This window comes from Phytohabitans aurantiacus, from assembly GCF_027923225.1.
GTDB classification, from domain to species: Bacteria; Actinomycetota; Actinomycetes; order Mycobacteriales; family Micromonosporaceae; genus Phytohabitans; species Phytohabitans aurantiacus.
Genome location: NZ_BSDI01000042.1, coordinates 44,470 through 66,645 on the forward strand (window position 1 = coordinate 44,470; position 22,176 = coordinate 66,645).

Consider the following 22,176-nt stretch of genomic DNA (forward strand, 5'->3'; position numbering starts at 1 on the left):
TTTGCCCTTGATCGATGCGAATGGCCTTGATCGCGGAGCGTGCGGCCGCCCGGTGGTGCTGCGAAGCGTGCCAGTCGCGCGGGTTGGAGGCGCGGGTCGCGGGTTGGGTGCGCGGTGGGCGCCCGGGGCGCGCAGGGTTGGGCGCGCTGTGGAGCTCTCGAGGTCAGGTTCGAGATATGGGCTCCCGCGACGTGCGTCGTGGTCGAGGCCGTTGCTCCCGCGGCCTCACCCTGCGCGGTGCAAGCCCAACCCCGATCGGGGTTGGTCGTGGGACGGCGGTGGGTGAGGCCGCGGGAGCAACGGGCATGGCGCGCGGCGGGCGTCGCGGTAGCTCAAGAGCTCGTGATTTGCAGGGTTTCTCAGCGGGGATAGGCGGGTGGGCGGTCCAGGAGGCAGAACTCGTTGCCCTCCGGGTCGACCAGCACGGTGAACGGCTCGTCGCCCGTCTGGCCCACGTCGGCCCGCCGGGCGCCGAGCGCGAGTAGCCGCTCCACCTCGGCCGCCGGGTCGCGCTCGACGGCGAGGTCGAGGTGGCCGCGGAGCTTGTCGCGCTTGGCGGAATCGGTTGGCTGGAGCCAGATCGTGGGCGCGCCCGGTGGGGCGCCGTCCGGCGGCAGCAGGTGTACGTTGCCGTCGTCGGCCTTGTCAATGTCGTAGCCGAGCGCTTCGGACCAGAACCTGGCCATCAGGTCGACGTCGTAAACATCGAGTGTCCACTGTGCAATCTGGCTGGGCATCGCGGGTTCCTCTCACGGTAGGCGGTCAGACAGCGGCCATACGTACGGCAGGTCGTCGGGCAGGTCGGCGCCGAACAGCGGCCGGTAGAACGCGGGATCCTTGCGCAGCAACGACGAACGGTGGCTGCGGTGGACGTCGTCCTGGCCGAGCCACGGCGGTAACTCGCCGGCGACCGCCAGCGCGGCCTGGTCGCGCGGCTTCCGGCCGTACTCGGAGACGAGCGTGCCGGCGACCGTGTCGCCACGGCCGCCGGCTGTCCAGGCGGTGCAGATCTCGAGTCCGTACCGGACCAGGCCCTCCAGGTACCCCGTCCACATCTTCGCGACCGGGTGGTGCCGCCACCCGTACCCGGGCACGGTCAGCGCGCGCAGCACCTGGAGCGCCTCGACGCGCTGCTTGCCGAGGCGGCGCCCGTCCAGCACCGCGGCGGTGGCGGCGAAGTCCGGGAACGGCAGGAAGGTCTGCACATCCGGGTAGTACCCAGTCAGGCGGCTTTCAGGCCGGTACCGGGTCTTGTCGCGTGGCGGCTGACCGTCCGATCAGCGTCCACCCGAGCCAGCCCACGCCTACCGCCGCTAGAAGGAGGCCGCCCAGGTAGACGGGCTCGGGTACGGCGTTGCGCAGTGAACCGGGGACCATGCCGGCGGTGTAGAGAGCTACGGCGACGGCGGGCAGCCTCCTGGCGCGCCAGCTCGACACTCCGAAGAGGACGGTGCCGGTGATGAGTACGAGTGCGGTCGCCCGGAACGCCATGCCTGTCGCGCCTTCGACCAGTCCATCCACGACACCGTCGTCGAGGTACCGGAAGACAAAGTGGAGGGTGTACTCGATGGCGAAAGCACCGGCCAACCCGGCCGCGTTGAGGCCGTAACCGATACAGCCGAGCACGCCCGCCTCGGCGCGCTGCCAGAGGTACAGGCCGCTGAGCGCGAACAGGCCGAACAGCGCGGCGAACGGCGCGATGGCGTGGGTCAGGTCGTTTTCCGGCAGGGCGCCGGACCGGCGGGCGGCATTGACCGCCAGCAACAGGGCGCAGGCGAGGCCGGCGGTGCCGGCCACGCGATACAGGCGATTGAGTTCCATGACAATGGTGATACGGCCCCGAGCGCTCTCTGGTCCACGCACGTAAGGACCCGGTCACCATTCCGGTACCGGTCCGTGGCCGGCCGCTTCGCTCAACCGGCGCGAGTGCGTTGCCGCGCGGCCTCGTAGAGGACGATCGTGCCGGCGGCGGCCGCGTTGAGGGAACTGGCGGATCCACCAATGGGGATGCGGAGTATCTCGTCGCAGGCGTCCCGCCAGGCCGCGCTGAGGCCCTGCGTCTCGTTGCCGATCGCGATAATCTTGGCGCCGGTGAGGTCGTGGTCGGCGATGTCGTGGCTGCCGTGCTCGTCGGTGCCGAGGATCTCAAGCACCGTGCCGCGTGCCCGCAGCGAGGCCGCCCAGTCGAGGATGTCGCGGTGGCTCGCGACGCGCACGACCGGCACGGCGAACAGGGATCCGGTGCTGGCGCGGACCGCCTTGGGATCGTAGGGGTCGGCCGCGTGCCCCGTGATGACCACACCGGACGCACCGAATGCATCGGCGGAGCGGATCAGTGTGCCAACGTTGCCAGGGGTGGAGGGCCGGTCGAAGGCCACAATCAGCATGTCGGGGCTGACCGGTATCCGTGACAGGTCATCGTCGGGGAGTCCGACGACGGCGAGGAGCTCGGGTGTCTCCTCGTCTTTGCCGCTGAGCTCTTGGAGGAGTTCGGGGGCGAGGGTGACTCGGGTGGCGTCTCCGGCACGGGCCAGGATGGTGCGGGCCCACCGAGACAGCGATCGTTCCTCGGTGAAGAGGAGGGCTCGGACGTGCCAGCCGTGCTCGACGGCGAGGTTGATCGGCCGTACCCCTTGGACGATGAACTCGGCGGCCCGCTGGCGCTTGTTGCGGTTGCTCAACAGCGCGAGCCACTGCTGGAATGTCGCGTTCCTCGTCGTGATCCTGAGCGTCTTCGCCACAACTCCAAGATTCTCCTCGTGCCACCGCACGCGATGCCTGCGGGCCACCCACAGATGGGTTCGAGAGGGGCAACCCAGCCCGCGTCCGTCCTCTCCCCGGCGCCGCCCCGCCCGTGACGGCGTGTCACTACGCCCGCACGCCTCCCGTCGATCAAGGGCGAACGCACGTGGTTGGATCTCTTTATCGCGCGTGTCCGCTCTCAGGCCGGCCCGGCACGGCGTGTCGCCACGCCGGGTGCGCCGATCAAGGGCGAATGCACGTGGTTGGATCTCTTTTCGGCGTGCATTCGCCCTTGATCCATGCACATGGCCTTGATCGACGCGCAGGACGCGGCGCGCACCGCGCACCGCGCGGCGACACGCCGCCGCCAATCCCTCAAACCCCGGCGGCTGGTCCCGGCACGACGGCGCGGCGCCTCACACCCGGGGACCCCTCTCTCGTCTCAGGCCGTGCGCGTCGATCAAGGCCGTGCGCCTCGGAAGGCCATCCCACGTCGAGAAGGCCACGCGCGTCGATCAAGGGCATTCGTGTCGATCAAGGGCAAATGCGCGCGGAAATGAGATCCAACCACGTGCATACGCCCTTGATCGGCGGCAAAGGGGCCGGGGCGAGCGCGGGGCGCGCGGGGAGTGCGGGCGGGGTGCGGGCGGGCGAGCGCGGAGAGCGCGGGCGGCCGAGGGGCGGGGAGCGCGGGCGGGCGGGGCGCGGGGGTTAGAAGAGGACTAGGCCGTGGTCGGGGCAGGCGGCGGGGGTGGGGGCGGTTTCGGGGACGCAGTACGCCGGGAGGCCCCGCAACAGGTTGTGGGCGTAGACCAGGACGACCGCGCCGTCGAACTCGTGGCGTTCGACCGGATCGCCGAACTGGGAGCGGGCCGTCGCCTCCGTGCGAGTGGATGGGTTTCGCGTGTCGACCACCAAGAAACGCGCGTCATGCTTCGCCGGGTCGTACCAGTCTTCTTTGGACTCCCAGCGGTACGAGGCGATCGGGGGGCCGGCGACCACGGGCGCGACCTGGACGCGGCCGCCCGTCAACACTGTCACGTTGTTGGCGTTCCAGTATTCGCCGATCCCGTACGACAGGCCGCGATCGTCGAGCCATTGGGCGACGTCGACGGCGTGTCCGCGTACACCTTGGAAGGTGGCATGGGCGATCAGCTCGCCGGCCAGGAGCATCAGTAGCACGGCGAGCGCCGCTGTGATCTTGTGGCCCGCGGCCGCCAGCGGCGGGCCGAAGATCCGGGCGACGAGCACCGCGCCGAGCGGGAGGATGGCGACCACCTGGCGTGCGGAGAGCAGGTCGGTGGGGAGTGCGGAGACGACGAACGCGCCCAGGTTGACGAGGATGCCGACGGTGAGTAGCTCGACCATGCGGTCGCTGGGGGCGCGGAGGGTGCGCGCGGCGGCGATGGCGACGGCGGCGAGGGTGGCGAGCAGGCCGAGCAGGTGGATCGCGGCCATGGCGGCGCCGGCCGGGCCTTCGCGGTCGGGGAAGTAGGCGCCGAAGTTCACCGACATCACCCGGGCGGCTAGCCACAGGTGGTGGCCCAGATCGGAGAACGTGCTCAGTTTCGCCTCGGCGGCGTGGGCACCGAAGCCGCCACCCAGGCGGATGGCGAAGAGGGCAATCTGGGCCAATACGATGGACGCGGGGCCTGCGATCAGCAGAGCAATGTCGGTGCGCCGGTCGGTGCGATTGCGGAGCAGCCGCCAGGCGCTCACCGCTAGCAATGGGAGCACGCCGATGTACATGACCAAGGGGTCAGCTATCTGGGCCCAGGCGAGCAGGGCGGCCACCGCGTAGGGAAGCCACCTGCGGTCCGCGGCGCGCTCCACCAGCAGCCAGATGAGCAGGAGCGGGATCGCGGTGCCGGTGTGGTCCGGCGACGTGAGCTGGGTGACGGCGGCGAATCCGAGCGCCGGCACCGCCACGATCGCGACCGCCACGGCCACCTTGACGGCGGCCTCCCGGCCGGTGGCGCGGCCCTTGGCGGCGGCCGCCACGACCAGGACCAGCAGCGTGAAGACCAGCGCCGCGACCGCGTGCGTGGTGTCGTCGTGATAGCCGTACACCGTCTCGACCAGCGCGAACAGCAGCAGCTCATTGGTGTAGAACGAGACGTCGGTGACTGTCCAGCCGCTCAGCAACACGTTGCCGTGGAGCATGTCCCATGCCTGGATGGCGTTGCTCGCGCCGTCGGAGTTCATACCGACCGCCCGGGACATGAGCAGGTACGCGAAGAACAGGCCCACGGCCACGGCGGCACCAACCACCCACCGGGCCCGGCGGATGATCACCGGCACGCTCACCGAACGCACCGTACCGCACGCGAGATGTTGAACCATGCGCGGGAACCGCACGTACCAGTGGGTACTCGTCACTGATGTGAGGGAGCTTATGGACCGCCCCCGTCCGCGCCACGTCGACCGTCGCGACCAAGGACTGCGTCGCCAGCGAATGGTTACCCAGGGTGCCACTTTCGGCGCCGCCGCGCTCGCCGTGGCCTTTGGCTGGGTGTTCGCGCAGCCCACGGAAGCACCGGCGACCGAGCCAGCCGGCAGCACTGAGAAGATTCCCGCCACCAAGGCGCCCGCCACGAAGGCCCCGGGGAAGGCCCCGACCACGAAGGCGCCCGGGAAGCAGAAGCAGGAGCAGCCGGCCGCGGAGGAGTCGGAGGAGCCCGAGCTCAAGGCCCCTGAGGAGCCGCCGGCGGAAGAGCCCGAGCAGGAGCAGGAACAGCAGCCAGACGCCCGGTCGGGCGGGTCATGACTCGTACGCGGGTGGCGCCGGCGCGGGTGACGTTTCCCGCGCTCGGCACCACCGCTGTGCTCCTCGTGACCGACGAGGCGGCCCTGCCCGAGGGCGAGCGGATGCTGCGCGACGAGTTGGCGGCCGTCGACGCGGCGTACAGCCGGTTCCGGCCGGACTCCGAGATCATGCGCCTGCCGCACGGCCGGGCCGCGCCGGTGAGCCCGCTGCTCGCCGGCGCGCTCCGGGCCGCCCTGCGCGCGGCCGCCGCCACCGATGGCCTGGTCGACCCGACGGTCGGCCAGGCTCTTGTCGACCTCGGGTACGACCGCGATTACTCCGAGATCACCCTTTCCAGTGACCCGATAGTGCCCAAGCCAGCGCCCGGATGGTGGCGGGTGCGAATGGACCGAGACAATGTCATCGTGCCCCACGGGGTATTGCTCGACCTTGGCTCGACGGGGAAGGCGTACGCGGCTGACCGGGCCGCCGCCGCGATCTTCGGAGCGGTCGGCTGCGGGGTGCTCGTGTCACTGGGCGGTGACCTGGCCACGGCCGGACCGGCCCCGGACGGCGGGTGGCTGGTGAGCGTCGGCGACGACCACCGGACCGCCGGAACGGGTGACCAGATGGTGTCGGTGCGCTCCGGCGGGCTCGCCACGTCGAGCGTCACCCAGCGGGTGTGGCGGCGAGGCGGCCGGGCGGTACACCACATTGTGGACCCACGCACCGGTGACGTGCCGGCGGCGGTCTGGCGTACCGTCACCGTCGCGGCCCGGTCCTGTGTGGACGCCAACGCGGCCGCGACGGCCGCGGTGGTGCGTGGCGACGGAGCGGAAGCGTGGCTGCGGGGCCTCGCACTGCCCGCCCGTCTCGTAGGGCACGACGGCCGCGTGGTCGCGGTCGCCGGGTGGGGGACCCATGGATGAGATAAACCTCTGGTACGTGGCACGAGCCACCGGCATGGTCTCGTTGCTGCTGCTCACGGGCACGGTGCTGCTCGGGATCATGGGCCCGATGAAGGTGGGCACGGCGACGTGGCCGCGGTTCGCCCTGGCGGGATTGCACCGGAACATTTCGCTGCTCACCCTCGCGCTGGTTCTGGTGCATGTGGTGAGCATCGCGGTCGACGAGTACGTGCCGATCACGTTCACCGACGCGGTGGTGCCGTTCATGTCCGCGTTCGAGCCGCTCTGGCTGGGGCTCGGTGCGATCGCGTTCGATTTGATGCTGGCACTGCTCATCACAAGCCTGCTGCGGCCTCGGATCAATCCTCGGCTGTGGCGGTCCGTGCACTGGTTCGCGTACATCTGCTGGCCCGTGGCGCTGGCGCACACCATCGGCATCGGCACCGACGCCGCCGCCGGGTGGGCGCTGATCGTCTCGGTGCTGTGCGCGCTGGCGGTGCTGGCGGGCGCTGTGTGGCGGGTCACGCCGCGCCTGAAGAGCCTGAAGACAAGCCGAGCCTCATGACAGGTGGAGCCTCATGACAAGGGGGGCCGCATGACGAGTGTGCTGCTGGAGCGGGCGCCGTGGGAGACGGCGCCCGCGCTGCCGCGTCTGCTGGGTACCGGGCGCAAGCTCGCCGAGCATCGTGAGGCGTACGGCGGGATTCCACTTCGGACGTTCGCCGGTGAGGAGGGCCGCGCGCGGCTCATCCAGGAGGTCACCCAAGCCGGGCTGCGGGGCCGCGGCGGTGCGGGCTTCCCGACCGGCCGCAAGCTCGCGTCCGTGGCATCGGGCAAGAAAACCCCTGTGGTACTGGCCAACGGCTGCGAGTCCGAACCAGCCAGTCGCAAGGACAAGACGCTCCTCACACACGCTCCACATCTGGTACTGGACGGCGCCGTGCTCGCCGCGCACGCGGTCGGCGCCGAAAAGGTGATCATCTGTGTGGAGCGGGGCGGTTCGCTGCCTGAGCGACTCGAACGGGAACTCGCCCAGCGCAAGGGCGACCCGGTGAAGTGGCAGATCGCGCGCATCCCACGGCGGTATGTGTCCAGTGAGGAGTCGGCGCTCGTCCACTTTGTCAACTCCGGCGACGGGCGGCCGATCGCGGTGCCGCCGCGGCCGTACGAGCGCGGCGTCGACGGCCGGCCGACCCTTGTGGACAACGTGGAGACGCTCGGGCACATCGCACTCATCGCACGGTACGGTCCGGACTGGTTCCGGGAACTGGGTACCCAGACCGACCCAGGGTCCACATTGGTCACCATCGGCGGGGCGGTCGCGCAACCCAACGTGTACGAGATCGTGCCCGGCATGCGGATCGGCGAGGTGCTCGACGCGGCCGGTGGCGCCACCGAGCCCCTCGGCGCGGTACTGGTCGGCGGGTACTTCGGCACCTGGGTGCCCATGCCCGAAGGCTGGAGCATGCCGCTCTCGCACGACCGCACCGGACCCGGCGGCGTGACGCTGGGCGCGGGTGCCATCTTCGCGCTGCCCGCCGACGCGTGCGGCCTGGCCGAGACGGCCCGCATCACCCGGTACCTGGCTGAGGAGTCGGCCGAGCAGTGTGGTCCGTGCATGTTCGGATTGCCCGCTATCGCTGACGACCTGCGCTCCGTGGCATTCGGTCGGTGCGGTCCGGCGACCCGGCAGCGATTGATGCGACGCATTGAGATGGTGTCCGGTCGGGGCGCTTGCCGGCACCCGGACGGAGCAACCCGGTTCGCGACGAGCGCGCTGACCGCGTTCGCCGAGGATCTGGAGACGCACCTGAACGGGTGGACCTGTTCCGGTGTGAGCCGCGACCCGATGCTCCCGCTACCGAAGGCGCGCGATCGGGGCTGGCGATGACCTCGCCGAGTGAGGACCCGCCCCGGCTGCAGGTGAACCCGATCGCGTGCGTGGCGCACGGGGTGTGCCGGGAGTTGCTGCCCGAGCGGATCACGATGGACGAGTGGGGGTACCCGATCGTCGACGGCTCCCCGCTGCCCGCTGACCTGGTGGCGCACGCACGGCGCGCGGTGGCGGCATGTCCGACGCTGGCCCTCCGAGTAGACGGCAAACTAGCCCGCCGCCGCTAACACCCCACCTACGCGCGTCGCGCGCGTGGCACGCCACGCGCGGGGCCTCGTGTAGCGCGCGGCCCCACGTGCACGGCCTTGCGTCGCGTGCGCGGCATTGCGCAGCGTTGCGTGGCGCGACGCGCGGCGTCCTCCGCGTGGCGCGATGCGCGGCGTCCCCCGCGTGGCGCCACGCGCGGCGTCGCGCCGATCAAGGGCAAAGGCACGTGGTTCGATCTCTTTTCCGCGTGTATTCGCCCTTGATCGATGCGATCTTCCTTGATCGGCGGGAGGTGCGGCGATCGGCGGGAGCTGCGGCGCCTCTCGGCCGCGAGCGGCCGAGACCCGCGGCCTCGTGCCCGCTCCGGTGCCTGGATGACCATGGGCGCGCGTGAGGATGCCGCGAGTTCGGGGATATTGGTGGCTCAAGCGCGCCGTGAGGGCGCAGTTTCGGTGAAGTTGCTGTGTCGGACGGCGGGCGTAGGGTCGGAACGGTGTACGTGGAGCGGGCGGCGGGGCTCGATGGCGCGGTGCTGTGGCGGCGCACGGCCGAGCCCGACGACCGGACCTCGCGCGTCCTGCCCGACGGGTGCATGGACCTGCTCTGGTGGGGCGGCGAGATCGTCGTCGCGGGGCCGGACACCGTCGCGTACCTCAGCAAGATCCGCGCCGGAGACACCCTGGTGGGCCTGCGGCTGCCGCCGGGCGTCGCGCCGACGCTGCTCGGCGTGCCGGCCAGTGAGTTGCGCGACGAACGCGTGCCGCTGTCAGCGTTGTGGCCAGGCCAGGTGACGCGTGCGGCCGCTGAGCGGGTCGCGGCGGATCCCGGCGCCGGCCTGGAACGGCTCGCCGCCAGCAGGCTGACAGCGGCGGGCGGGCCGGATCCGGTGGCCCGGCGGATCGTCGCGGGTCTGCGCGCGGGTGCGTCTGTCGGTGCCGTGGCCAGCGCGCTCAATCTGAGTGCGCGGCAGCTCCAGCGGCGATGCTTGTCCGCGTTCGGATACGGACCCAAGACGCTCGCGCGCATCCTCCGGATGGGGCGGGCACTCGACCTGGCGTGGGGCGGGACCGGGCTGGCTATGGCGGCTGCCCATGCCGGGTACGCGGACCAGGCGCATTTCACGCGCGAGGTGCGCGCCCTCGCCGGCACGACCCCGACCACCCTCCTGGCCGCGTAGCCCACTCCGTTTGGCACGGCCCACCGTGATCGGGGCGTCCCTCAAGTCATAAGAGCGACTTGAGGGACGCCCTGATCACGGTGAAGGGGCGAAGAGGTCTACCGCGTTGCCGTCGGGGTCGTGGAGGAGGGCGTAGCGCTGGCCCCATTCCGCGTCCCAGGGGTCCTTGTGGCCTTCGAAGCCGGCCCCAACCATCTCCGCGTACACCTTGTCGACCTCCGCCGGGCTGTCGCAGCGGAACGCCAGTCCCGCCCGCGCCCCACCCGTCGGCGGCTGCCAGCTTGGGTCGAAGGAGCGCACCGTGTCGACGGTGTCGAGCAGGAGGCGCATGCCGCCGGGCAGCTGGGCTTCGACGTGCGGAGCGGTTTCGGCGCCGTCCGGGAACTCCAGTCCGAGCCGGCGGTAGAACGACAGCGAGCGGGGAATGTCGGCGACGACGATGCCGATGGCGTCGATTCTGGGTGTCATGAGGCTAACCGTACGGACACGGATGTCGATCGCTCTTGAACGATTCGGACACGGGAGACGCGTCCCGTGCGCTCCTCTGACCAGCGGCGTAGGGTGAGGTGTACCGCCAATGACGCCCGGTCGGCGGAGCGGTTAACCGCTCTGAGGTTTCTCCCAGGTTGTCCATGTATGGTGCGGTTCGTTAAGTTTGCCCCCGACGGCGAGAGGGAAGCGATATGAGGCTGGCCTACCTGGACGCTGGATCCGGCAGTTTGATCGTGCAGGCGGTGGTCGCCGGGGCGGCCGGGATGGCGGTGGCCGTCAAGCTGTACTGGCGGCGGCTCACGGGGCGTTTTCGTCGCCGCGCCGACGCTCCCACGGACAACGACTGAGGACAAACCCGCAGATGGTGGCCAGCGTCGAGCCAGCTTCTTTTCGTGACCCGTCGGGCCGGGTCTTCTATCGTGACGGTCAGGTATTCCGCGGGCTGAGCCCGGTGGCCGCACAGGATTGGCGAGCTCTTGCCGCGACCAAGTTCTTCGCCAATGCGGTAAAAGCGGGCAAAATCACAGCAACCGAAGAGGCCGAGAAAACGGACGAGTGGGACGTCGTGCTCAAGCACGAGCGCATCCCCTTCATCTCGTACCCGTTCGAGTGGTCCTTCGCGATGCTGCGCGACGCCGCGCTCCTCCACCTCGATCTTCTCCAGGCCGCTCTCGCCGAGGGCCTGACCAGCAAGGACGGCTCGGCTTACAACCTGCAGTGGCACGGCGCCAGCCCGGTCTTCATCGACGTGGGCTCGTTCGAGCCGGCGCGACCGGGTGAGCCCTGGGCCGGCTACCGGCAGTTCTGCCAGACGATGCTGTACCCGCTGATGCTCCAGTCGCACCTCGACCTCGATTTCCAGCCGTGGCTGCGGGCCTCGGTCGACGGCGTCGAGCCGGCGCGGATGCGCAAGCTGTTCGGTGGTGCTCGGAGATTCAAGGCGGGCGTGCTCAAGCACGTGCACCTGCACGACGCGGTGCAATCGCGCAATGCAAGGTCGAGCACCGGTGAGGTGCGCGCCGAGCTGCGCGACGCCGGGTTCTCCGAGGAGCTGGTCAAGGCGACGGTGCGCGCCATCCAGAAGCTGGTGCGCGGCCTCGACTGGCAGCCGCCGGCCAGCCACTGGACGGCGTACCAGCAGACCTGCACCTACTCGGACGCCGATCGGGCGGCGAAGGTGGAGTTCGTCGAGGCCGCCCTTCCTGCGAAAAGCAATCTCATCCTCGACCTCGGTGCAAACGACGGCACATATTCGCGCATCGCCGCGAAGCGCTCCGACTACGTCGTCGCCGTCGAGAGCGACGCGGCCGTGGTCGACAAGCTGTACCGCGACCTTCGCGACGAGGGGGAGCGGCGCGTGCTGCCGATCGTCATGGACCTGGCTGATCCCTCGCCGGGCATCGGCTGGCGCGGTCGGGAGCGGGCATCGTTCGAGCAGCGTGCCGGCGCCGACGCGGTGCTCGCGCTCGCGGTGATCCACCATCTCGCCATCGGGCGCAACGTGCCGCTGCCCGAGATCGTCGACTGGCTCGCCGCGCTCGGCGAGCGGGTGGTGGTCGAGTTCGTCGAGCCGGCCGACCCGATGGCGAAACGCCTGCTGGCCAACAAGCCGGAGGGCCTGTTCCCGGACTACCGGCGGGACGTGTTCGAAAAGCTGCTGGGGGAGCGGTTCACGGTCGAGCACCGGGCGGAGCTGCCGTCGGGCACTCGCACGCTCTACTGTGGAGTCCGGCGTGCCGGATAAGCGGTGGCGCAGTGAGCTGTACGCGTTCATGGAGATCGCGGCGCTCTGTGGTTTGGCCGTAGCGCAACCGCTGCTCGACATCACCGGCAAGGCGCCCGACTTCTTCCTCTTCTATGGAGCCGGCCGGGGCGAGGTCCTGACGCTGGTGCTGCTGGTGACCGTGGTGCCGCCGGTGGCGCTGTGGGGCGTGGGCGCGCTCGCTGGCGTCGGCGGCGAGCTGATCAAGCGGTCAGCGCCACCGGAGTCGAGGCGTGCCCGCGCCGGTGGTCTTGCGCGGAAGGGCATTCACGCGGCGACGCTCGGTGCGCTGCTCGTGGTCCTCGCGGTGCAAGTCGGCAAAAACCTCCTTCCGGTACGCGGGCTGCCGCTCGCCCTGCTGGCGGTGCTCGCCGGCGCGGGCCTCACCGCGGCGTACCTGCGCTGGAAGGTCCCCGCCCAGCTGCTGCGGTTCGCGTCGGTGGGCCCGGTGCTGTTCGCGCTGCTGTTCGTGTTCGCGTCGCCCGCGTCGGCCGTCGTGCTGGCCCGGGAGTCCGGGGGTGCCGGGCCGGGCGGGCGGGCCGCCGACACGCATCCGCCGGTGGTCGTGCTGCTGCTCGACGAGTTCCCCCTGATTTCCCTGATGGGCACCGACGGCAAGATCGACGCCGCGCGGTACCCGAACTTCGCCCGCCTCGCGGGCGCCTCCACCTGGTACCGCAACGCCACCGCGGCGAGCGGCTGGACCCCGTACGCGGTGCCGGCGATGCTGAGCGGCAAGTGGCCGCACAAGGACAACGTGGCGCCGCACTATACGCAGCACCCCGACAACCTTTTCACGCTGATGGGCGGCCAGTACGACCTGAAGGTGCAGGAGAGCATCACGCAGCTCTGCCCGCCGCGCCTGTGTCCCGAGCGCGCCCAGCCCGCGGGCGGCCTGCCGGTGCTGCTCAAGGAGAGCGCGACGCTCCTGGAGCAGTTGGTGTCGCCGGTCGACGCCAACAAGAACCTCGAAGAGTCGTACCGCGAGCCGACCCAGGAGGAGGCCGGCCCGCCGGCTGACCCGCGGTTCAGGTTCGGGGCGCTCGCCGACAACCAGCCGGCCCGGTTCACGAACTTCCTCGCGAGCCTCGAAAAGACCAGCGGCAAGCCGCGACTCAGCTTCCTGCACCTGCTGATGCCGCACACGCCGTGGAACTACCTGGCGTCCGGCACCCGCTACGACGCACCGGAAGACCTGCACTACGAGCAGGCCGGCTGGGAACGGCTCGGGTACGAGCGGCACCTGCAACAGGTGCAGTACACCGACAAGCTGATCGGGCAGGTGCTCGACACCATGGAGCAATCGGGCATCCTCGACGAGGCGCTGCTCGTGGTGACCGCGGACCATGGGGTGAGCTTCTCCGAGGGCGCCGCCGGCCGCGGGCTCGACGCAAAGCAGAAGGCCGCCGCCGAGGTGCTCTGGGTGCCGCTGTTCGTCAAGGAGCCGCGCCAGGCGGCCGGGCGGGTCGACGACCGCAACTGGGAGCAGGTCGACCTGCTGCCCACGATCGCCGACCTGGCGGGCGTGACGGTGCCGTGGCAGACCGACGGCGTCTCGGCCGCCGAGCAGACCCGGGGCGAGACCGCGAAGGCGTACCACGACACTCCCAGCAAACCGATCACGGTGGACGGGGCGGCGAACCTGGCCACGGTGCTGCGTGGTCCGGCCGCACGCCCGGCGTTGCCGGCGGCGCCGTCGCAGGACCTGGTCGGCAAGGCCCCGCCCAGCGGGGCCCACGACGCGGGCGCCACCGTGGCCAACGCGAGCGCGTTCGCCGACGTCCAGCCGGGTTCGGGTAAGCTGCCCGCCCTGGTCTACGGCACCGCGCCGAAGTCGGTGCGAAACGGGACACCGCTCGCGGTCGTCGTCAACGGGAAGGTGGGCGCCGTCGTGCGCGCCAGCGCGGCGGATGAGGCTGGGCGGCGGTTCGGCGCGCTCATCACCGACGAGTCGCTCTTCCGGGAGGGCGCCAACGAGGTCGCGATCCTGCGTCTGGAGTGACGCATGCCTCAACGATCTCTCTGCCTGAACCTACCCTTAGCGGCGGTATTACGGTGGAATTAACGCGTTGACAGGAAAATCTTCGGGCAAAGCGAGGGGCCTCATGACGGATGTCAAACTCGATCACCACGGTGGACAGCTGTCGATGCCCGTGCACGAGGCCGTCGAGGGTGCTTCCGGCATTGACGTCGGTAAGCTTCTCAAGGAGACCGGGTACGTCACCTTCGACCCGGGCTTCGTCAACACCGCCTCCTGCGCGTCGGCGATCACCTACATCGACGGCGACGCGGGCATCCTGCGTTATCGCGGATACCCGATCGAGCAGCTAGCGGAGAAGGCGTCCTTTTTGGAGGTCTCGTACCTGCTGACCTACGGCGAGCTGCCGACCGCCGACCAGCTGGCGGCGTTCAGTGGCAAGGTACGCAACCACACGCTGCTCCACGAGGACATGCGCCGTTTCTTCGACGGATTCCGGTACGACGCGCATCCGATGCCGGTGCTGGCGTCTGCCGTCAACGCACTGTCCACTTTCTACCAGGACAGTCTCGATCCGTTCGACGCCGACCAGGTCGAGATCTCGACGGTTCGCTTGCTCGCCAAGGCGCCCACAATCGCGTCGTACGCGTACAAGAAGTCGATCGGGCAGCCGTTCATGTACCCGGACAACTCCCTCGGGTACGTGGAGAACTTCCTTCGCATGACGTTCGGCGTCCCCGCCACGGGCTACGAGGTGGACCCGGTCGTCGCGAAGGTACTGGACATGCTCTTCGTGCTGCACGCCGACCACGAGCAGAACTGCTCGACCTCGGCGGTGCGGCTCGTGGGTTCCGCGCAGGCCAACCTCTTCTCCTCGGTCTCCGCGGGCATCAACGCGCTGTCCGGCCCGCTGCACGGCGGCGCCAACCAGGCGGTGCTGGAGATGCTCGAAAGCATCCACGCCGAGGGCGGTGACGTGGCGTCGTTCGTGCGCCGGGTCAAGGCCAAGGAGCAGGGCGTCAAGCTGATGGGCTTCGGCCACCGGGTCTACAAGAACTACGACCCGCGCGCCGCCATCGTGAAGAAGGCCGCACAGGACGTGCTGGCCCGGATGCCGCAGCCCGACCCGCTGCTCGACCTCGCCATGCAGTTGGAGGAGATCGCGCTCGCCGACGACTTCTTCGTGTCGCGCAAGCTGTACCCGAACGTCGACTTCTACACGGGCCTCATCTACAAGGCGATGGGCTTCCCGACGAAGATGTTCACGGTGCTGTTCGCGCTCGGCCGGCTGCCCGGCTGGATCGCGCAGTGGCGCGAGATGATGAGCGACCCGGCCAACAAGATCGGCCGCCCGCGCCAGCTCTACACCGGCTCCGTCCAGCGCGACTACATCCCGGTCGAAGACCGGTAATCCTATTCGCCCTCCCCGGTGTCTTGGATGCTGACGAGACCGGGGAGGACGGATGCGAGACGTGCGGGGCGCGGAGTTCGACGACTTCGTGCGCACGAGGTCGGTATCCCTGTTGCGGGTGGCGTACCTGCTGACGGGTGACCGCCACGCGGCGGAAGACCTGCTCCAGGAGGTTCTGGAGCAGGTCTACGTGCGCTGGCGGCGGGTGCGCACCACGCCGGAGGCGTACGCCCGGCGAGCGCTGGTCAACCGCGCGGCCAACCGCTGGCGGCGGCGGTCGCGGCGGCCGGAGAGCGCGCTCGGCGACCTCGACCCCGCCACCCCCGACGCCACCGACGGCGTCGCGCTGCGCGAGGCGGTCGTGGCGGCATTGCGCACGGTACCGCTCCGACAGCGCGCCGCGGTGGTGCTCCGATACCTGGAGGACCTGTCGGTGACGGAGACGGCGGCGGCGCTCGATTGCTCCGAGGGCGCGGTCAAGAGCCACACGGCGCGCGGGCTCGCGAAGCTGCGCGAGGCGCTCGCCGACTCCGGTCTCGTCGTGACCATCCCCAACGGCTCCGGGAGCTCGCGATGACCATGAACGACACCGACGTGCGCGCCGTCCTGCACCGCGCGACGGACCACCTGGCCAGCCCCGACGGCCTCGTCGAGGGCGTGCGCCGCGGCGGGCGGCGCCGGGTCGCGCGCCGCCGCCTGCTCGCCGCCGGCCTCGCCGTCGTCACCGCGGGGTCCATCGCCGGGGTGCTCCAGTTTTCGGGTACCGGTGGCGAGCGGATCGATGTGGCCTCGCGGCTGTTCGACGAGGCCACGCGCGGCGACCTGGCCCGAGATCAGGCGTTCCTGCGCGACGTCAGGGAGGTCTGGCGCCGCGCCACCGAGCTGGATGACCTCCGGGGCGAGCCACATGTGGTGTGGGCCGGAAACACGCCAAAGGGCAAGGCCGCCTACGTCACGCAGCGCACCATGGAGAACCCGGTCGTAGTCCAGCCGGGGGACGGGCGGCTGCTCGGGTACGGCGCGTTCGTGGTGCCGACCGCGAAGGGCCCGCGCATCCTGACGCTGGAACAGCTGTACGGCTCCGGATACGTGGACGGCAACTCGCAGGCGGTATTTCTCGGGCCGGACCGCGACACGCTCCTCGTGCTCGACTTCGGCCGCCCGGTGGAGTATTCGCCGTCGATGTCGTACGCGCCGGACGGCCGGATCGTGCGCCAGCACCTGCCGGTCACGTTCCGGGACGGTGCGGCGTCGCTGCCGGTACCGCCGCAGCGGACCAAGGTCACGGTCGCGGTCGGCCGGGCGCCGCTCAGCAGAGACACCCGGATCCACATCGTCAACGAGAGCGAGATCCTCTTCCCCGGCGGCGAGGACCGTGGCGAACCCAAGCGGTACGACTACGTCCTGCCCGGCGCCGACCTGGCCTGGGGCGCCGCGGTCGATCCGACCAAGCGTCCGCTCGGTGCCGTCGTCGCCTTCGAGCCGTTCATCGACATCGTCGGCACGCACGCCGTCAACCCGGAGGCGCCGAGCCTGTCCGTATTCGGCGGCACACCGGACGGCCGGCGACTGCTGATCGAGACCATCCAGTACGACGACGACCCGGGCCACGCGGTCGCGATACTGGGGCGCGGCGAGTCCGAGTACACGGTGGTGGTCACGCAGTCCGTCGACTGGACCGAGCCGCTGCCCGTGCGGCTGCGCCTGCCCGACGGGCAGGGCACGCTCGTGGCCGCGCCGGAGGCCAAGCTCGAGTACCGGGCCGCCGTCGGCGCATGGCAGGACGCCGGTCGGGGCGCCGCGCTGGTGCCGGTCGGTGCGATCGAGGTGCGTGTCACCCCGGCGAGCGGGGTGGCCAGGACCGCCCGGCTGTGAGTTTCATGGCACCATAACCGATCATGAGTGAAGTCGGGTCGGTCGTGCCACGCACCACCGCCCGTCCGGCCGAGCCGGGCGGGCGCGTGGTCTTCGCGGTGGCCGCCGTGTCGATATTGGCGCTATTGCTCGCACGCAATCACCGCGTGTTCACCGAGGCGGTGTACGAGCGGGGTGACTTCGCCGCCAACTCGATCATCACCGGCGACGCGAAGCACTTCGAGTTGCTGGTCGGCAACTACTCGCGCCTCGGCTTCTCGCATCCCGGTCCGGCGTTCTTCTACGTGCAGGCGTTCGGTGAGTGGCTCTTCCACGACGTACTGCACGCCGTGCCGGCGCCGTGGAACGGCCAGTGGCTGGCGCTGTTCGCGCTCAACGCGGTCCTCGTCGGGTTGACCCTGACGATCCTGCACTCGTGGTCGCGGTCGTGGGCCGCGACGGCCCTGGCGGGCGCCGCCGCGCTCGTGTTCCTCGCCGTGCAGCCGCCGATCCTGGCGTCCGCGTGGATGCCACACCTGTATGTGGCGCCGTTCCTGCTGCTTCTCACGGCGGGAGCGTCGGTGATGGCGGGCCGCCTGTCGCACCTGCCGCTGCTCGCGGTGGCGGCCGGCTTCCTGGTACACGGGCACGCCGGCTTCCTGTTCTTCGTACCGGTCGTGGTGGGTGTCGCGGTCTTCTTCGGGTGGCGCCGGCGCGAGCCCGGCGATCCGCACCCCGCCATCTACCGCGCGGCTGCGATAGTGGGCGTGTTTGCGCTGCCAATGGTCGTCAACCTCGTCGTGAACTGGCCGGGGGAGTTCCCGCGATACTTCGGTTACGGCGGCAAGCGCCACACCCACGGCGCCGGCGACATCGCCTCCTACGCGCTGCACTTCTGGGCCGAGAAGCCCGGAACGGCGCTGGCGCTCGTCGTGGTGCTCTTCGGCGGCGTCGCGGCGCTCGCGCGCCACAACCGCTTCCTCTCGGCCGGTCTCGCGATGGCTGGGCTCGCGACGATGCTTTTCATCGGGTACGCCGCGCGTGGCATCGACGACCTGAGCCAGACTTACGTGGGGCATTTCTCGCGGGCGGTACCGCTGCTGTTGTTGATGCTTTTGATGGTGGGTGTCGCGGAGCGGTGGACGCCGCATCCGTGGCTGGCTTTGGCTGTACTGGCCGGTGCGCTGGGGATCGCGGGGCGCTCGCCGGCGCTGGTGTCGAATCCGGAGCACCTGCCGGAGCTTCCCCGGGTGGTGTCCGTCCTCAATGGATACACGGGCGGGAAGTCAGCGGTGGTCGAGTTGGAGCACGCGGCGTGGCCGGCGCTGACGGCGCTTGTGGCGCACGCGGATCGCACGGGGTTGCGGGTGTGCGCTCGCGATCCACAGTGGAAATTCCTGGTGACCGCCGATTTCGTGTGCACGCCGAAGGATGTGACCGATGGCCGCCCGGTGCGACTGACCGAGCTCCCCCCGCTAAGCGCCACCGTACTGGCCGAAATCGACGGCATGTACCTAACGAGCTAGCTCCCCGCCGTCGCGCCGTCCGCGCCCGCCGGAGTTGGTCTAAGTCCATATAGGAAGACCTCGTCGGGGTTGGATCGAGTTACCACACAACAACCCAGCCCGACGAGGTCTTCGCCAGTATGCGCCCCGCGCACGTATACGCCAACCCGACCGACGGGCGGTACCACCAACTCGTCGACGCCCTGCACCGGCAGTGGCGAGATCGCCACCCCTGCTGAACTTCGACCCGAAGACCGTGCGAAGGTGGATCGCCCGCCACGACATCGAGGGTCTGGCCGGACTACCGGACCGGCCGCGCCCCGGACGGCCCCGGCTGGGCGGCCCGCGCCTGGCAGCGCGGATACAGGCCCTGCTGGCCACACCGAAAGCGCGGGGCCATCGCTCGGATCTGGCGGCAGTTGGGACGCCCACGCATGAGCCTACGCACCCTCTACCAGCGGGCGGCCACGATCGGGGCGTCGGGATATGCGGTGAGGAGTTGTTCGAGGAAGTAGCAGAACACCACGGACACGTTGTAGACCGACACGTGGTGGTGCCAGACGCCGGTGACAAGGCCGACCGCGCCGTGCAGGGTGCGGCGCTGGTTGGTGCCGGGCGTTAGGACCCGGTGGCGGAGGCCGCGGGGCATCCAGCAGGCGCGGATCCGGGCGATCAGGTCGAGGTGGGTTTCGTCCTGGGCCAGGACGACCGAGCCGGTGGGCAGGACCGCGACCTGGTCACGGATGCCGACGCGTTCGGGTTTGCCGCCCAGGCGCCCGTCTGGGAACAGGCGCGCACCGAACAGGAAATCACCGCGGCACGCCTCGGTATGTGGGAATACCTCCAGCACCTCAGCACCCAGGACATGGACGCGGCGCTCGCCAGCATCCCGCTGGCGCCCGGCGCTGTCGAGGGCATCACCGCGCTGCGCACGGCCGGCATCGCCACGGTCATCGTGTCTCTCGCCCACGCCCCGAACGTCGCCTACTTCGCCAACCGCCTCGGCGTCGACGCACACTTCGGCACCGAACTCGACGGCAGCGACGGATTCCGGCACGTCTTCCCGGCAACCAAACCCACCCTGCTCACCCAGTACGCCAACACCCTCAACGTCACCCCCGAGCAGATCGCGGCCGTAGGCGACACTCCAAACGACGTGCCGATGCTCCGCGCAGCCCGAATGTCGATCTACGTCGGCACGACACTGCCTGCCGACTTCACACCAACCTGGCATCTCCCCGCCGCACCCATCGACGAGATCGCGCGCATCGTCCTCAAACCTGACGAAGAAAACGCCCAATCGCCGACCCGATAGAGAGCCGCGACCGCGGCGCAGCCGGGAGGATCGGGGTTGGCCGCCAGCCGCCGAGCAGCACGGCCACGCCGGCGGCGGCGAGTGGCGGCGCAGTGATCCCGGCGACCGCGCTCGTATGCCTGATCCGCGGGCCCGCCGCGGCGGCACCGAACTCGATGAGATGCACGGCCCCCGGGAGGCGAGTTCCCGGGGGCCGGTGTGTTGGCTCAGGAAACGCCAATCACCCACTGCGATGGCTGATGCACTACGTAGCGTTTCAGGTAGACCAGCCCATCACCGCCAGCGCTTGCCGCCATGCTGGGGGCATCCCACGGCTTCAGCACTCTCGGCTTGATCGGCGCTGGCGCGGCCGACGGCTCGTCGGTCAGATGCGGGATCGTTGGCTCGTAGTACACGCCCCACCACTGGCTTTCGTCCGCCCATACACATTTTTCCGTCAGTAGGATGCCGGCGGCATGCGAAAGGCACTCGCCGGTCAGGAAATGGCGATATCGGTAATACGTAAGGCCGGAAGGGCCGACATAGCTGTCGGACAACCGATCCCACCGGGCGCTGTTCAGTGAGGTATCGGTGCGCACGAGGCCGGCGAAAATCCCGTCTCGCACAATGTCCGTCCCGCCGGCGTAGGGAACGCCAAATCCGCCGGTGAAGACGATCCCGACCGGTAGGAGTGTCGTCGAGGCGCTGCCGTCCGGCGGGCGCTCATCGGCCCGGACGCCGTTCGGGTTGCCCAAGGCGAGGACGCCGCCGACGACCACTGCGGCGGCCACGCGGAGTCCACGCCGCAACCGTACCCAAGGTTTGCTGCTAAGCACTTGCACCCCCATCGAAGGACCTGTTCGACGCCTCACGGGCGTCGACCGGAGCGGGCGACGTCGCCCGTACCCCTGCGACCGACTTTCCCGTCAACGGCGGTCGACATCACCAGTCCCTGCCCCAAACTGCCGGCGAACTGCCGGTCCGGTACTCACACGGTTCGCCGCGGCGGGATCCGTCCAGATGGGACGGTCGCGACCGATCGGCAGCTTTGCCGGGGACCGGCATTGAGATTGAGGGTTCTCCCCCTCATCGCGACCCCGTTCGCCGTACGACCATGGAACGGGCGCCGCCTACCGCGACGACAGCGATTCGTTCGCGCTCTGAACACATACCGAGTTACCCGAAGGAAGCCATGCGCTCGTTGCTGAGCGGCGTTATCGCCGCGCTCGTCCTCGTACCCTCGTCCGCGGCGACCGCGTCCGGCACGCTGGCGTCGGCCAGCCCGCGGCCGCGGCTGCTGTCAGGCACGCTGTCCATCTTCGGCACCGGCGGGCCGGACCAGGTCACGCTACGGCGTACGGCGGGCACGTCCGCCGCGATCGAGCTGGACTTCGGATCCGACCGCACGCCCGACTTCCGATTCCCCGCCGCCCAGGTCGCGAGCATTCTGGTGCAGACGTTCGACGGCGGCGACACCGTCGACGCCACCGGGCTGGGCGGCACGGCGCCACCGATTGTCGTCGACGCCGGAGCCGGCACGGATGCGCTGGCGGTCGCCGGCGACGACACGGCCGAACAGTTCACCCTCACAGCCGAGGCGGGGCAAGTCATGCTCGCCCGGAACGCTGTCGCCGCGCAGGTCCGCGGCACGTCTATCGACCAGATCCGGGTAGCGTCGCGCGGTGGGGCTGACGCCCTCCTGATCGGTGACCTGTCGAGCCTCGGCCATGTGGCCGCCGACGTCGACCTCGCCGATACCGACGGACGGCCGGACAAGCTCAGGCTCACCGGCACGCCCGCCGCAGACACCGTCCACCTCACGGCTCAGGGTGCCGTGCTACACGTGAGCGGATTGCCCGCCGACGTCCGCGTCACCGGCGTCGACAGCGACCACGACGACATCGCGGTCGACCTGGGTGCCGGCGGCGACCGCGCGGACCCGACGCCCAGCGCGACACAGTGGACGGACGTCGAACTGGTTGGCGGCGGCGGCGCCGACACGCTTGTTGCCGCGGCTGGCGACGACGTGCTGATCGGCGGCGACGGCAGCGACGTACTCATCGGCGGTAGCGGCGACGACGCCCTGCTCGGCGGAGCCGGCGACGACGTCCTCGACGGCGGCGCTGGCACGGACCTGCTCAGCGGCGCGGCGGGCCACGACATCCTCGTCGGCGGCGAGATCCTGCTCGACTCCTGAGCAGAGGCA

General features: G+C 70.1%; 22 protein-coding genes and 2 pseudogenes. 16 read left to right on the top strand and 8 right to left on the bottom strand.

All coding sequences use genetic code 11. From position 1 onward, the window contains the following. Positions 1 to 359: 359 nt before the first annotated feature. The 5 genes from QMG73_RS32635 to QMG73_RS32655 form a co-directional block, all read right to left on the bottom strand. The gene (locus QMG73_RS32635; protein ID WP_281902155.1) at positions 360 to 737 is read right to left on the bottom strand and encodes a VOC family protein; all 378 of its coding nucleotides are present in this window, start codon (positions 735 to 737) and stop codon (positions 360 to 362) included. 12 nt (positions 738 to 749) lie between these two features. Then, positions 750 to 1,205, bottom strand: a complete 456-nt coding sequence (locus tag QMG73_RS32640; RefSeq protein WP_281902157.1) for an MSMEG_6728 family protein — start codon at positions 1,203 to 1,205, stop codon at positions 750 to 752. Between the two features lie 28 nt (positions 1,206 to 1,233). Then, entirely contained in the window at positions 1,234 to 1,821 is a 588-nt protein-coding gene (locus QMG73_RS32645) for a hypothetical protein (protein WP_281902158.1), read from the bottom strand. A 92-nt stretch (positions 1,822 to 1,913) separates the two neighbouring features. Next, positions 1,914 to 2,741 (bottom strand): TrmH family RNA methyltransferase, encoded by an 828-nt coding sequence (locus QMG73_RS32650; protein WP_281902160.1) that lies wholly within the window; start codon positions 2,739 to 2,741, stop codon positions 1,914 to 1,916. Positions 2,742 to 3,453: 712 nt separating this feature from the next. Next, positions 3,454 to 5,049, bottom strand: coding sequence for a hypothetical protein (locus tag QMG73_RS32655; protein ID WP_281902162.1), 1,596 nt, complete (start codon positions 5,047 to 5,049; stop codon positions 3,454 to 3,456). A gap of 148 nt (positions 5,050 to 5,197) precedes the next feature. Between QMG73_RS32655 and QMG73_RS32660 the strand changes: the two genes are divergently transcribed. From QMG73_RS32660 to QMG73_RS32685, 6 genes are all read left to right on the top strand, one after another. Continuing rightward, a complete protein-coding gene (locus QMG73_RS32660; RefSeq protein WP_281902164.1) occupies positions 5,198 to 5,509 on the top strand; it encodes a hypothetical protein in 312 nt (103 codons plus the stop codon). Next, entirely contained in the window at positions 5,506 to 6,417 is a 912-nt protein-coding gene (locus QMG73_RS32665; protein WP_281902166.1) for an FAD:protein FMN transferase, read from the top strand. Before QMG73_RS32660 ends, QMG73_RS32665 begins: the two co-directional genes overlap by 4 nt. Continuing rightward, positions 6,410 to 6,961 (top strand): ferric reductase-like transmembrane domain-containing protein, encoded by a 552-nt coding sequence (locus tag QMG73_RS32670; RefSeq protein ID WP_281902167.1) that lies wholly within the window; start codon positions 6,410 to 6,412, stop codon positions 6,959 to 6,961. The genes QMG73_RS32665 and QMG73_RS32670 overlap by 8 nt, the downstream gene beginning before the upstream one ends. A 30-nt stretch (positions 6,962 to 6,991) precedes the next feature. Beyond that, positions 6,992 to 8,287 carry an NADH-ubiquinone oxidoreductase-F iron-sulfur binding region domain-containing protein gene (locus QMG73_RS32675; RefSeq protein WP_281902169.1) on the top strand — a complete coding sequence of 432 codons (1,296 nt, stop codon included), beginning with the start codon at positions 6,992 to 6,994 and terminating at the stop codon, positions 8,285 to 8,287. Further along, positions 8,284 to 8,517, top strand: coding sequence for a ferredoxin (locus QMG73_RS32680; RefSeq protein ID WP_281902171.1), 234 nt, complete (start codon positions 8,284 to 8,286; stop codon positions 8,515 to 8,517). The genes QMG73_RS32675 and QMG73_RS32680 overlap by 4 nt, the downstream gene beginning before the upstream one ends. Positions 8,518 to 8,990: 473 nt before the next feature. Further along, positions 8,991 to 9,674 (top strand): helix-turn-helix domain-containing protein, encoded by a 684-nt coding sequence (locus QMG73_RS32685; RefSeq protein ID WP_281902172.1) that lies wholly within the window; start codon positions 8,991 to 8,993, stop codon positions 9,672 to 9,674. Positions 9,675 to 9,749: 75 nt separating this feature from the next. Here QMG73_RS32685 and QMG73_RS32690 read toward each other — a convergent pair whose 3' ends face one another. After that, positions 9,750 to 10,142, bottom strand: a complete 393-nt coding sequence (locus tag QMG73_RS32690) for a VOC family protein (protein WP_281902174.1) — start codon at positions 10,140 to 10,142, stop codon at positions 9,750 to 9,752. A gap of 215 nt (positions 10,143 to 10,357) precedes the next feature. On the opposite strand from QMG73_RS32690, the gene QMG73_RS32695 reads away from it, so the two are divergent. From QMG73_RS32695 to QMG73_RS46245, 8 genes and pseudogenes are all read left to right on the top strand, one after another. After that, a complete protein-coding gene (locus tag QMG73_RS32695) occupies positions 10,358 to 10,513 on the top strand; it encodes a hypothetical protein (protein WP_281902176.1) in 156 nt (51 codons plus the stop codon). Between the two features lie 14 nt (positions 10,514 to 10,527). Next, positions 10,528 to 11,910 (top strand): methyltransferase domain-containing protein, encoded by a 1,383-nt coding sequence (locus QMG73_RS32700; RefSeq protein WP_281902178.1) that lies wholly within the window; start codon positions 10,528 to 10,530, stop codon positions 11,908 to 11,910. Further along, positions 11,900 to 13,930 carry a sulfatase-like hydrolase/transferase gene (locus QMG73_RS32705; protein ID WP_281902179.1) on the top strand — a complete coding sequence of 677 codons (2,031 nt, stop codon included), beginning with the start codon at positions 11,900 to 11,902 and terminating at the stop codon, positions 13,928 to 13,930. The genes QMG73_RS32700 and QMG73_RS32705 overlap by 11 nt, the downstream gene beginning before the upstream one ends. A gap of 103 nt (positions 13,931 to 14,033) precedes the next feature. Then, complete coding sequence (locus QMG73_RS32710; RefSeq protein WP_281902181.1) at positions 14,034 to 15,317, top strand: citrate synthase; 1,284 nt, start codon at positions 14,034 to 14,036, stop codon at positions 15,315 to 15,317. 52 nt (positions 15,318 to 15,369) lie between these two features. After that, on the top strand, positions 15,370 to 15,894 hold the full coding sequence (locus QMG73_RS32715; RefSeq protein WP_281902183.1) for a SigE family RNA polymerase sigma factor: 525 nt from the start codon (positions 15,370 to 15,372) through the stop codon (positions 15,892 to 15,894). After that, on the top strand, positions 15,891 to 17,192 hold the full coding sequence (locus QMG73_RS32720) for a hypothetical protein (RefSeq protein WP_281902185.1): 1,302 nt from the start codon (positions 15,891 to 15,893) through the stop codon (positions 17,190 to 17,192). Before QMG73_RS32715 ends, QMG73_RS32720 begins: the two co-directional genes overlap by 4 nt. Positions 17,193 to 17,215: 23 nt before the next feature. Then, positions 17,216 to 18,697: a hypothetical protein gene (locus tag QMG73_RS32725; protein WP_281902187.1), complete on the top strand. Its 1,482-nt coding sequence runs from the start codon at positions 17,216 to 17,218 to the stop codon at positions 18,695 to 18,697. Between the two features lie 119 nt (positions 18,698 to 18,816). Continuing rightward, positions 18,817 to 19,137, top strand: a pseudogene (locus tag QMG73_RS46245) (helix-turn-helix domain-containing protein); the annotation flags it as partial. Positions 19,138 to 19,139: 2 nt separating this feature from the next. On the opposite strand, the pseudogene QMG73_RS32735 reads toward QMG73_RS46245, so the two are convergent. After that, positions 19,140 to 19,421: pseudogene (locus tag QMG73_RS32735) on the bottom strand (IS630 family transposase); the annotation flags it as partial. Between the two features lie 84 nt (positions 19,422 to 19,505). Between QMG73_RS32735 and QMG73_RS32740 the strand changes: the two are divergent. Then, a complete protein-coding gene (locus QMG73_RS32740) occupies positions 19,506 to 19,991 on the top strand; it encodes an HAD family hydrolase (protein WP_281902270.1) in 486 nt (161 codons plus the stop codon). 206 nt (positions 19,992 to 20,197) lie between these two features. Here QMG73_RS32740 and QMG73_RS32745 read toward each other — a convergent pair whose 3' ends face one another. After that, positions 20,198 to 20,761, bottom strand: a complete 564-nt coding sequence (locus tag QMG73_RS32745) for a hypothetical protein (RefSeq protein WP_281902189.1) — start codon at positions 20,759 to 20,761, stop codon at positions 20,198 to 20,200. Positions 20,762 to 21,162: 401 nt separating this feature from the next. Between QMG73_RS32745 and QMG73_RS32750 the strand changes: the two genes are divergently transcribed. Next, on the top strand, positions 21,163 to 22,167 hold the full coding sequence (locus QMG73_RS32750) for a calcium-binding protein (RefSeq protein WP_281902191.1): 1,005 nt from the start codon (positions 21,163 to 21,165) through the stop codon (positions 22,165 to 22,167). The last annotated feature ends 9 nt before the right edge of the window (positions 22,168 to 22,176 follow it).